Raw genomic sequence first — 10,718 nt, forward strand, 5'->3', positions numbered from 1 at the left:
CCCGAAATGGAGCCCAGGTGTCAGCTCGCACCTTCTTCCGCACCCTCACCGTGGCCGCCGCTACCGCGGCCCTCGGCGCCGCGCTGATCACGGGCGCGCAGGCCGCCACCCCGAGCACGGCCGGCGCGCCGGAGGCCGCCCCCTCGGCGGTGGTGAAGCCCGGCGAGGAAAACCCCTTCCTGGGGATCGAACTCCAGGGCCTGAAGGCCGAGCGGCGGATGATGTACCCGGCGGGCCACCCGGTGGCCTTCTGGGCGCTCGTCCTCGACGACGAGACCGCCGCGCGGCACTACAGGGGCGGCCAGTTCTTCGTCTACGCGCCCGCCACCGGCGAGTTCGGCAGCTTCCTCGACACGGACATCGTGGTGCGCACCGTCCGCGCCCCCCGGCAGGTCGTCATCGCCGACAGCGGATTCATGCGCTCCCACCCGCGCGTGGAGGTCCGCTACGGCAACCCCGACCGCCCTGAGCGGGCCTTCACCGTCGCCACCGCGACCATCTGGATGTAGCACCCGCCGGGGCCGGTGACCGCCCCCGCGCGTGCCTCCCGGCAGGCGGCCGGGAGGCACACGGCCCCGCCTTCCGTCACCCGTCACACGTCCGTCGCCGGAGCGGGTGCTCGCCCGTGCGAGTGATATATGGCCGACCGGTGACGGCGAACAACGGCCGCCGCGCCCCGGCACGCGACGATGCCCGGGTGGGGGTTCGTCCGCATCGGCCCCAGCCCATACCGTTTCTCCTTGCGTGGAGGCGCCGTGTACACCACCGAGCCAGTCGCCCTGACTCTTCGACCGTCCCCTCAGGAAGACCAGCTCGCCGAGGACTACGCCAGCGTCCTCGGCACCGTCTCCCGCATCGACCGGGCCGTCCGCGACGGCGCCTGGAACGCCGTCCGCGACGAACTCGACCAGCTCATCAGCGCCGCCGAGGACATGTGGTCCACCCTCTCCGAGCCGGACGACGGGGAGGAGAACGGCGACCACGAGCTGTACCAGGCGCCCGTGACCGTCACCGCCGACCCCGCCACGGTCTGCCGGCTGATCGGCGTCTACGCCGAGCCCCACTCGATCGGCCATGTGCTCCACCCCACGGCGGGCCCGCGCGGCGCGGAGGGTGAGGACCCCTCGCTGCCCGCGCAGGAAGGGGCGCCGGAGGGACGGTCCGCGAGCTGCCCCTGACCCCCGTGGCTCTTGCCCGGACCCGCCGCCCTTGACCGCCCTTTGGGGGGTTTCGGGCGGACATGTGTGACATGGTGAAGGGGAACGGCGCCCGGCCTCCCGCCGGCGCCGGCGGGAGGGGGCGACATGAGTGCTGGGACCGCGCGTGAGGACCGTGCGGGCGGGGCGGGGCCGTCCGGATTCGCCGGCGTCCGCCGCCTGATGCCCCCGCACGCGAACGCGGGGGAGAGCGTCGACTGGGCGGCCGCCGAGCGGGCCTGGGGCACCACCTTCCCCCGTGACTACGTCACCTTCATGGCCGAGTACGGCGAAGGCACCATCAGCGACTTCCTGTACGTGCTCCAGCCCTTGCCGTCCCCGTACTGGACCGATCCGGACAGCGGCATGCGCGCGGAGACCGGCACCGCCGGAGAACTCCTCACGGCGGTGCCCCGCACGCCCGGCTCCGACCTGCCGCCGGACGGCGTCATCGCCTGGGGCGTCACCTCCGGCTCCGACCTCCTGTGCTGGCTGACCACGAACCCCGACCCGGACCGCTGGCCCGTCGTCGTCCTCGACCGGAACGCCTCCGCGCCGGTGCGGGTGCACGACTGCGGGATGACGGAGTTCCTCCGCCGCCTCTTCCTCGCCGCCTTCGACAAATGCCCGCTGAGCGGCACCCGGCTCTGGGGCGAGCCCGCCCCCAAGTTCCTGCACTGCCGCGAGGAACAGCGGATCTGGGACGCGGGCATCGACCCGTGGATCACGGTTCCGGGCCCGACGCCCCCGCCGCCCGGCACATGACGTACCGACTCCTGACCGACTCCTGGCGTACCGACTCCTGACGTACCGGCACCTGACGTACTGGGCCCCGGCGCATGGCCGTCCCTCCCGCCCCAGGGGCATTCTCGGTCGACGGTGACCGACCGGAGCGGCGCATCGTAGAGAGGCCCAGGGGCATGCTGAACAGACGAACCATCCTGACCGGCGCGGCGGCGGCCGCCGGTGCCGCCGGTGCGTCCGCCCTGGGAACGGGCCCGGCGTCCGCCGCCCCCACCGGTGGAGCCGTCCCTCCTGCCGCGGCCGATGCCACCGGGCCCGCCGTGGCCGTCCTGCCCGAAGACCCGCGCTACGCCGCCCTGACCGTCGGCAACAACACCCGCTGGACCGCACGGCCCGAATCCGTACGCCTCGTGCGGACCACCGAACAGGTCGTCCGGGTGGTCCAGGAGGCCGTGCGCGGCGGCAAGCGGCTGTCCGTGCGCGGCGGCGGCCACTGCTACGCGGACTTCGTCTTCCACCCCGACGTCCGGATCGTCATCGACATGTCCGCCATGGACCAGGTCTCCTACGACGCGCCGCGCAGGGCCTTCGCCGTCGAGGCCGGTGCCACCCTCCTGCACGTCTACGAATCCCTCTACCGGGGCTGGGGCGTGGGCCTGCCCGGCGGCTCCTGCTATTCGGTCGGCGTCGGCGGACACATCAGCGGCGGGGGCTACGGGATGCTCTCCCGCCGCCACGGGCTCACCGTCGACCACCTCTACGCCGTCGAGGTCGTCGTGGTGGGCGCGGACGGCACCGCCCGCCCCGTGATCGCCACCCGTGAACCGGACGACCCCCACCGCGACCTCTGGTGGGCGCACACCGGAGGCGGCGGGGGCAATTTCGGCGTGATCACCCGCTACTGGTTCCGCACACCGGGCGCCACCGGGGACGACCCCGCGCGCCAGCTGATGCGCCCGCCCGGAGAGGTCTATGTGAGCGCGCTCTCCCTGCCGTGGAACAAGCTCGACAAGACCGGCTTCACCACCCTCGTGAAGAACTTCGGCGACTGGCACGAGCGGCACGTCGACCCCGGCTCGCCCTACGCCTCGCTGTGCAGCTTCCTGATGCTCAACCACCGCTCGCACGACAGCGTGGGCATGCTCACCCAGATGGACGCCTCCGTGCCCGGCGCCCGGCAGCTCGTCGACGACCATATCGGAGCGATCACCTCCGGCCTTGGCGTGGAACCCCGGCCGCTGAGCCGGCCCGCGGGCGAACAGGGGCCGTTACCCGCCTTCTTCACCCCACGACGTCTGCCATGGCTCACCTCCGTGAAACTCCTCGGCACCAACAACCCCACCCTCACCAGTCCGACGCTGCGCGCCGCCCATAAGTCGGCCTATATGCGCAAGGGCTTCGACCCGGCGCAGACCGTGGCCCTGTACCGGCACCTGACCCGCACCGACCTGCAGAACCCCGACTCCATGGTGGTGCTGCTGTCCTACGGCGGCAGGATCAACACCGTCCGTCCGGCCGACACCGCCGCCGCCCAGCGCGACTCCGTCTTCAAGGCCCTCTTCCAGAGCTTCTGGTCCGACGAGGGCGAGGACGCCCGGAACCTGGCCTGGACCCGCGAGGCGTACACCGACGTCTTCTCCGCGACCGGCGGCTATCCCGTCCCCGGCCCCGCCACCGACGGCTGCTACGTCAACTACCCGGACAGCGACATCACCGACCCGCGGCACAACACCTCGGGGGTGCCCTGGTACACGCTCTACTACAAGGACAACTACCCGCGCCTCCAGAAGGTCAAGGCCGCCTACGACCCCCGCGACGTCTTCCGGCACTCACAGTCCATAGGCCTCCCCCGGCCCTAGGGCGGGGGCCGCGAGCAGCCCGCGCACGCGGTCGAGCAGCTCGTCGGTGATCTCGTACGTGGCACTCGCGTACAGGCCCCGCGCGCGCTTCTCGGGGTCGGGGTGCGGATTGCGGTAGAGCCGCTCGGCGAGGTCGCGCAGCTCCAGCATGGTGGGGACGGCGGCCCGCAGGGCGGCCGGGTCCTTGGTGAAGGCGTCCTCCAGGACGCACAGCAGGCGGGCGTACACCTCGTTGAAACGGTCGGCGGCCTGCCGCACGGCGCCGCCCGGGGGGTAGTGCGCGGCCTTGGCCTCGGGATCGATGGGGTAGACGGCGGCCCGGTCGACGTCGAGCGCGGGGCCGGTCGGGCCGGAGGCCGGGGTGTCGTGCGGGCCGTAGCGCCGCTCCTGGAGGAGCTCGTCGAACCGGAAGTAGTGGGCGGGCTCCCGGGCCTCCCCGAAGAGCAGGTCGTCCGTGTTGTAGATGGTCCGGCTGACCCCTTCGCCCTGCTCGGTGACGACCCTGAAGGCGGTGAGCGCGGAGGACAGATCCGAGACCCTGAACACCTCGCCGCCCGAGTTGTAGAAGTGCTCCGGGCCGATCTGCCTCCCCGGGTCGCCGGTGAAGAGCGCCTTCTCACCCAGCTCCTCCGTCAGCCGGACCAGCCCGGTCCGGATGGTCGCGTAGAACTGCCCGATGGACGTCCAGCCCTCGTCGTCCGCCACGGAGGGGTGACCGGGCGGCTCGGCGACGTACTCCGGGCGCTCGATGTGGAGGAACGTCCGCAGCGCCTCGGTGCCGAAGTGCCGCAGGGCGATGGGGATCCTGTCCCGGCTGTAGGGCAGCCTGGCGGGGTAGCCGGTGACGAACCGGGAGTGGGCGACCAGGGGGGTGCCGCCGACCGCGTTCAGCAGATTGGCGACGAGCGTCATATGGAGCATCTCTTCCAGCACCACGGCCCGGACGGCATAGAAGGCGGGGCGGTTGGTCCCGGGGCGCAGGGTGTACATCGCCGTGAGGTAGGGCGGGATGGTGAGGTGCTCCAGCGTCAGCGCGGCCTGGAGGAACAGACGCAGCTCCTCGGGGTTGCGCGGCACGTGGAACGGCGGCTCCACGACCACCGCCAGCTCCGTGGCGAGGTCGGACGGCGACGGCGCGGCGGCCGGTACCCGGGCGGTCGTCACGGTCGTACCTCCTGGTGCGGGCGGCTGTGCGGGGACGGCGCCGGGCCGGGGACGTGGCCGGAGGCGGCGTCGGTGCCGCCTCCGCCGCCCGTCCGGACGGTCACCGGCCGGTGCAGCTCGGTGAGATCGCGGTGGATCTGCTCGCTGCTGCGCAGGGCGAGCGCGGCCATGGTCAGCGAGGGGTTGGAGGTGCCGACGGACGGCATGCTGCCGCAGCCGACGGCGTAGAGGTTGGGGTGGTCCCAGCAGCGCTGCCAGTGGTCGACCACGGAGGTGTCCCGAGAGTCGCCCATGATGTGGGTACCGGCTCCGTGCCCCGCGCCGTTGAAGGTGAAGTCCTGTCCCTCGAAGCGGAAGTGGCCCGGGGAGAAGGGGCCCGGTCCGTACACCGTGCGGTCCTCGGCCTCCAGCAGGCCGAAGACGCGGTCGGAGACGGCCTTGGCCGCGGCCATGCCGCGCTTCAGCCGGTCGGAGAGGTCGTAGGTGATGACCGGCCGGGGGTTGCCGAGCCGGTCGCGGTGGCGGGGGTCGACGGTGACCCGGTTCCGGCCCTCGGCCTCCTGCTCCAGCTCGAACTGCAAGCTGAACTGACGGCCGATGCCGTCGCCCAGCCTGCGGCGCAGCTCCTTGCCGAACACGCCTCTTCCGCGCGGCTGTCCGGAGTCTCCCGGGATGCCGAGCAGCCGGGCGACATCGCTCCCCGGGGAGGCCGCGGGCCAGCTCCATCCCCAGTTGGCGATCTCGATACGGAACGGGGCGCGCCGCCTCCGGGCCGGTCCGGTGCGGAAGCTCTCCACGCCCGAGGTGGAGGCGGGGCCGCGGAAGGGGCCCACCGGGTGTTTCATCAGCCCCCAGGTCAGCAGCACCGGGTGGTCCATGAGATTGCGCCCCACCTGGCCGCTGTGCTCGGCGAGCCGTGACACCAGGAGCAGCTTGGCGTTCTCGATCGCGTGCGCGGCGAGGACGACGATGTCGGCCTCGGCGGTGTGCGTGGTGTGCACGGGGGCGGCGGGATCGTCGTAGGCCTGGTACTCGACGCCCATGGCGCGGCCGGTCCCGTCGGCCAGGACCCGGCTGACGACGGCCCGGGTGACGAGCGTGACCCGGCTGTCCCAGGTGGCCTGGGTCTTGAGGGGGTTGTATTTGGCCTGCACGGGACAGATGGGCACGCAGGAGGCGTTGCCGACGCACCGCTCCCCGTAGTTGGGCAGGCCCGCCGCTCCGGCCGGGCGGTAGCCTCGCCCGCCGTCGTACCGGGCGTCGGGGACGCTGTTGCGGGCGTGCGGGGTGGTGACGACCCGCAGGGTGGTGCCGGGGGAGTCCGCCGACTCACGGACGGGGACGCCGTCGAGCTTCGCGGCGACGACGTCGTCGAGATAGCTGCGGGGGATCCTGTGCATCGGGTAGACGTAGCCCTCGGGGAAGGGCAGGCCGATGGCCTCGGACTGTTCCTGGGCGTCCCCCGCGACGCCCAGTTCCCGCTCGGCCGCGCGGTAGTGGCCCTCCAGGTCGGCGTAGCCGAGGGGCCAGTCGCGGCCGTATCCGAATTTCCGGCGGACGGCGAAGTCCTCCGGGTGCATACGGGGGGTCAGGCCGAGCCAGTGCATGACCGTGCCGCCGTTGGCGCGCAGATAGTCGGAGCCGTACGGGAGGGCGCCGTTCTGCACGAAATAGCCGTGGGCGCGGAATCCGCCTTCCGGCAGGCCGGCGAGGTCGAGGACATCGGGGGAAGGGGCGGCGGCATTGGGCCGGTAGGGGGAATTGGGCACTTTGGCGGCGGCCGCGTAGTAGGTGTTCATGGCGTCGAGGTGGCCGGGCCAGGTGTCGAGGGTGCCGGTGCCGGCTTCCAGGACGAGGACGCGCCAGCCCTGGTCGCCCAGCCGTTTGGCGACCAGCGTGCCGGAGAGTCCGGCGCCGACGACGATCACGTCGAACCGCCGGGTGTGGTGGGGCGGGGCGGCCCGGTGGCCGCCGGCCGGCTGCCCGCCGGGGCGCGGGTAGGCATTCATGCGGTGTTCCCTTCGCGCTCCTCTTCGAGCTCCCCTTCGCGCTTCGTCTCCGGCTTCTCCACGGGCCGTTCCGGCGCGGCGGCGCGGGGGACCGGCGGGGCGCCGGGCGGTGGCTCGGACCAGGTGCCGAAGCCCGGAGCCTTGGCACCGGCCGGATGACCGTGGAAGGTCCGCCAGACCAGGCCCTCCGTATACGCCTCGGGCGAGGCGGTGAACGGGGCGTTGGCCTTCTCCCGGCCGAGGGCCGAGTGGACGGACCTGGCGAGCTGCGGCCAGACGCCGAGGTACCAGAGGTGGGCGATCGCGCGGGCGATGTCGCGGGAGGTCTCGCCCTCGAGCCGGTCGGGGTCGCCGCCGGCCGCGTCGAGCTCGCCGAGGAAGCGCTCGAACGCCTCGGGGCCCACCTGGTCGAGCGCCGTCTCCAGATACAGCGCGGCCATGCCCGTGGCGTGCAGGTCGAAGGAGTCGAAGCCGGTCAGCCGGACGGAGACGTCGACGAAGCCGTCCACCGCCGGGAGGGAAGGGGGAGTGGGAGTGGGGAGTGCGGGGAGCGAAGGGGGAGAAGTCGTGCGGTGCGGCGCCATCCGTGACCACCCATCTTGGGACCAGGCGCCTTTTCTATCGGAGACTTCCGGGGCCGGAGAAGGGGGAATGAACTCGCTTCACTCGTAAGAGTGTTCGCAGAATCGTTTATCCATGGGGGAGGTAATTCCTCCGGTTTTCCGGGGCGGGTCGCCGGACCGGCTCCCCGCCCGGGAACGGCTCAGGTGCCGGGTTTCCGGCCGTAGACGAAGACGTCGTCGCCGTTGCGGAGCAGGGACCAGTACGCCTTGGCGTCGCCGGGGCGCATATTGACGCAGCCGTGGGACCCGGGCTGCGACCGGACACTGCCCTCGATGGAATGGAAGGCCTGCCCGCCGTCGAAGAACTGGGCGTACGGCATGCGGACGTCGTAGAGCGTCGACCAGTGGTTGATCGAGCGCCAGTAGACCTTCTTCGCGCCGGTCCGGGTCTCGTAGCCGTCACGGCCGGTACGGACCGGCACCGGGCCGAACTTCACGGATTTCCCGTCCTGGATCCAGCTGATCTGACGGGTGAGGTCGACGCAGGCGATGCGGCCCTTGTTCACCGGGCACCTGCCCGCCGCGTTGGGGTCGCGCGCGGTGATCTCCTCCTGCATGACGCCCCACGTCACGGGGCCCGCGTAGCCGATGTTCGGGCGGATGCCGCGCTTGGTCTGGAAGTTCTGGATCGCCCGGCAGTCCGCCGGGGACTGCCGGCCGTCCACCCGCAGGCCCAGGAACTTCTCCACGTCCTTCTGATGCGGACCGGCCTTCGTGGTGCACGCCGGGGCGGCCTGCGCGGTGCCGCCGATCGCGACGGTGAGCGGGGCCGCGAGCCCCACCGCGCCGAGGAGTACGGACAGTCGGCGTACCGCCGACGAGGTCGTTCTCTTCTTCGCTCGTATGGTCATAGTAAGTAGGACTACGGTGACCGGCCGAGGGTTGCAGCCGCGTGCGGCGGTGCCGCCCTCGGCCGGACCACGGGGCCCGGGCGAGGACGGCCGACCGGTCCGGCCTACGACGTGTGGCGCGGGGTGAGCTCGGCCATGGCGGACCAGCCGCTGCCCGGCGCCTCGGTGCTGATGATCTGCGGCGTGGTCGCGATGGCGTCGGCCATCGTGTCCATGGCCTTCTTGAAGTGGACCGAATTGACGTGGGCGTCGCCCGCCTCACGGGAGGCGAAGCCCTCCACCAGCACGAACTGGTTCGGGTTGTCGACGCTGGTCGACCACTCGAAGAAGAGGTTGCCCGGCTCCTCACGCGTGGCCCGGGTGAAGTCGCCGACGAGCGTCAGCCATTCCTTGGTGTGCTCGGGGCGGACAGTCATCTTGACGACAATGAAGATCATCGATGTCTCCTGGTCTCGGGTGTGGTCGGGTACGGCAGGACCGTGTGCACGGCGCCGGTCGTGGTGGGCGGTGCGCCCGGTGCGATTCCTACGGTGGCCGGGGACGGAGCACCCGGTGAAACGGGGACGGCTCGATTCCGGCCCTGCCGGAAAACCGGCCGTTCCCGGAGCGCTCCCGGGACGCCGCCCCGGACCGTTGCCCCGGTCAGACGGGGCCCGGCGCCGGCCCCGCGGCGGGCCCGGACGGTGCGGGGGCGGGTTCGGGCGCCGGTGCGGGTTCGGGCTTCGGCGCGGGTACGGGTGTGGGTACGGGTTTGGGGTCCGGCGGCGGTGACGAGGGCGCGGCCAGCCGTTCCGCGCCCTCGGGTACGGGCACCGAAGTGAAGATCGCCTCCTGCTGTCGTCGCAGTTCCTTGACGCGGTCGGGCTGTGTGCCGGGCCGGCGCCCCTCCGCCTGGAGCCTGCGCGCCGCTTCCTGGGCCCACCTGCTGGACGGTGTGTGGAACCGGACGGCGAAGGCGTGCCCGGAGCGCCGGTCGCGCCAGGCCGAGTCGACGGCCTTGCGGCCGCTCTTGCGGCCCCAGCTGTTGGACCAGTGGACGCTGTCGTTGTCCCAGCCCATGAGTGCGGTGGAGGCGGCCTTGACGCCGTCGGTGTATCTCCCGTCCGGCCACTGCAAGGTGTAGTGGATCGAGTCCTCGATCCTGGCGAGGGCCGCTTCCACGGTCTGCCCGGGCGTCCGCTTCATCAGCGCGGCCACCTTGCGCCTGACCGAACCGGCGGAGCTCAGCCGGTCGTCGAAGCCGACCAGGGTGGCGCGGCTGATCAGGGCGACGGCCTTCAGCTCGGGGCTGACGGTCTGCTCGGTCTCCTTGGCCCGCTCGAGGAATTCGTCGACCTTCTTGGCGTCCGCGGCGTCGAGCGCCGGGTCGTCGGCGCCCTCGGCCGCCGCGCCGGTGACCGGGCCGACGCCGAGGACGGCCAGTGCGACGGCTGCTGCGAGGGGGGTGGCGGTGCGGTTGATGATCATCCCTGCCCTTCGACCTTCTCCCGAGGTTGCCGTGTACGGCGAGAGATATCGCAGGTGAGGGCGTGGACCGGGCACTGAAACGCCGATGGCACCGGTTGTTTTGACTTGATCACGTCGTTCGGGGTCGACGCGCCGACCCAGGGTTCATCCGATCCGGTGCGCCTGCCTCCGGTTTCCCCGTGCGAGGGCCGGCGGGGGTGTGGAGTGGGGCCACTCGGCCGATCCATGTGTCTTTCGTATCGCCGTATGGGCTGTGCGGGTGGTTGAGCGGACGCGTCGAGCGTGAGGGCCCGGCAACTCATGGGCGGATTGTTACGTTTTTCAGGCTGATCTGACTGTATGTCCGGTGTGGGTATGGGGGAGTGGGTGGTGGCTGTGGTGGGTGGTGCACGGGCGTCGGAATGCCGGGTCTCGGGCGCGGCCGGTGTGCCGGGCCCGGCGGCCGAGGTGCCGGTCTCCGGTGACGCCGGCGGCGTCGGCGCGGTGGAGGCCCCCGGTGGCTACGACTACGAGCGGTACAGCCGCCTTACGGGGCCGGTCGAGGAGGCGCCGGAGGGCGAGTACCGCGTGCGCTACCGCCGCCTGAGGGGGCGTCGGGGGGTGCGCGAAGGAGGACCCGAAGGGGCGCCCGGCCGCCTTGCCGTTCTACGTGTGGGGTTGTTGGTGGGGTTGGCGCCGTTGGTGTCGGTGGGGTTGTTGGTGTGGTTGTTGTGGCCGGTGCATTGGGTGGTGCGGGGTGGGTGGTGGGGGTGTGTGGATGGGTTGATGTTGTTGTCGGTGGGGTTGGTTGAGGTTTTTCGGGTGG

At 71.9% G+C, this 10,718-nt stretch carries 10 protein-coding genes and 1 pseudogene; 5 read left to right on the forward strand and 6 right to left on the reverse strand.

Annotated elements, in window-relative coordinates:
* Positions 1–17: 17 nt before the first annotated feature.
* From LUZ64_RS25900 to LUZ64_RS25915, 4 genes are all read left to right on the forward strand, one after another.
* On the forward strand, positions 18–509 hold the full coding sequence (locus LUZ64_RS25900) for a hypothetical protein (protein ID WP_095581876.1): 492 nt from the start codon (positions 18–20) through the stop codon (positions 507–509).
* Between the two features lie 246 nt (positions 510–755).
* On the forward strand, positions 756–1,178 hold the full coding sequence (locus LUZ64_RS25905) for a hypothetical protein (protein ID WP_095581877.1): 423 nt from the start codon (positions 756–758) through the stop codon (positions 1,176–1,178).
* A gap of 126 nt (positions 1,179–1,304) precedes the next feature.
* Complete coding sequence (locus tag LUZ64_RS25910; protein ID WP_211305047.1) at positions 1,305–1,961, forward strand: SMI1/KNR4 family protein; 657 nt, start codon at positions 1,305–1,307, stop codon at positions 1,959–1,961.
* A 155-nt stretch (positions 1,962–2,116) separates the two neighbouring features.
* Positions 2,117–3,799 (forward strand): FAD-binding oxidoreductase, encoded by a 1,683-nt coding sequence (locus LUZ64_RS25915; RefSeq protein WP_095581878.1) that lies wholly within the window; start codon positions 2,117–2,119, stop codon positions 3,797–3,799.
* On the opposite strand, the gene LUZ64_RS25920 is transcribed toward LUZ64_RS25915, so the two are convergent.
* The 6 genes from LUZ64_RS25920 to LUZ64_RS25945 all read right to left on the reverse strand — a co-directional run bounded on the left by LUZ64_RS25920 (position 3,770) and on the right by LUZ64_RS25945 (position 9,913).
* Complete coding sequence (locus tag LUZ64_RS25920) at positions 3,770–4,963, reverse strand: ferritin-like domain-containing protein (RefSeq protein WP_095581879.1); 1,194 nt, start codon at positions 4,961–4,963, stop codon at positions 3,770–3,772. The two genes, LUZ64_RS25915 and LUZ64_RS25920, sit on opposite strands and share 30 nt — an antisense overlap.
* Complete coding sequence (locus tag LUZ64_RS25925; RefSeq protein WP_095581880.1) at positions 4,960–6,972, reverse strand: GMC family oxidoreductase; 2,013 nt, start codon at positions 6,970–6,972, stop codon at positions 4,960–4,962. Before LUZ64_RS25925 ends, LUZ64_RS25920 begins: the two co-directional genes overlap by 4 nt.
* Entirely contained in the window at positions 6,969–7,481 is a 513-nt protein-coding gene (locus LUZ64_RS25930; protein WP_095581881.1) for a hypothetical protein, read from the reverse strand. Before LUZ64_RS25930 ends, LUZ64_RS25925 begins: the two co-directional genes overlap by 4 nt.
* Before the next feature lie 254 nt (positions 7,482–7,735).
* Positions 7,736–8,446, reverse strand: a complete 711-nt coding sequence (locus tag LUZ64_RS25935; RefSeq protein ID WP_095581882.1) for a L,D-transpeptidase family protein — start codon at positions 8,444–8,446, stop codon at positions 7,736–7,738.
* Positions 8,447–8,550: 104 nt separating this feature from the next.
* Complete coding sequence (locus tag LUZ64_RS25940) at positions 8,551–8,883, reverse strand: putative quinol monooxygenase (RefSeq protein ID WP_095581883.1); 333 nt, start codon at positions 8,881–8,883, stop codon at positions 8,551–8,553.
* A gap of 205 nt (positions 8,884–9,088) precedes the next feature.
* Positions 9,089–9,913, reverse strand: coding sequence for an ATP nucleotide 3'-pyrophosphokinase (locus tag LUZ64_RS25945; RefSeq protein ID WP_143593191.1), 825 nt, complete (start codon positions 9,911–9,913; stop codon positions 9,089–9,091).
* Between the two features lie 366 nt (positions 9,914–10,279).
* Between LUZ64_RS25945 and LUZ64_RS25950 the strand changes: the two are divergent.
* Positions 10,280–10,718 (forward strand): annotated as a pseudogene (locus tag LUZ64_RS25950) (hypothetical protein); the annotation flags it as partial.

Source organism: Streptomyces albireticuli, assembly GCF_021228125.1.
GTDB classification, from domain to species: domain Bacteria; phylum Actinomycetota; class Actinomycetes; order Streptomycetales; family Streptomycetaceae; genus Streptomyces; species Streptomyces albireticuli.

Bases quoted from the DNA above. Each gene is read 5' to 3' on its own strand.
- LUZ64_RS25910 (WP_211305047.1), top strand. From the start codon at position 1,305: ATGAGTGCTGGGACCGCGCGTGAGGACCGTGCGGGCGGGGCGGGGCCG.
- LUZ64_RS25915 (WP_095581878.1), top strand. From the start codon at position 2,117: ATGCTGAACAGACGAACCATCCTGACCGGCGCGGCGGCGGCCGCCGGT.
- LUZ64_RS25925 (WP_095581880.1), bottom strand. From the start codon at position 6,972: ATGAATGCCTACCCGCGCCCCGGCGGGCAGCCGGCCGGCGGCCACCGG.
- LUZ64_RS25935 (WP_095581882.1), bottom strand. From the start codon at position 8,446: ATGACCATACGAGCGAAGAAGAGAACGACCTCGTCGGCGGTACGCCGA.
- LUZ64_RS25940 (WP_095581883.1), bottom strand. From the start codon at position 8,883: ATGATCTTCATTGTCGTCAAGATGACTGTCCGCCCCGAGCACACCAAG.
- LUZ64_RS25945 (WP_143593191.1), bottom strand. From the start codon at position 9,913: ATGATCATCAACCGCACCGCCACCCCCCTCGCAGCAGCCGTCGCACTG.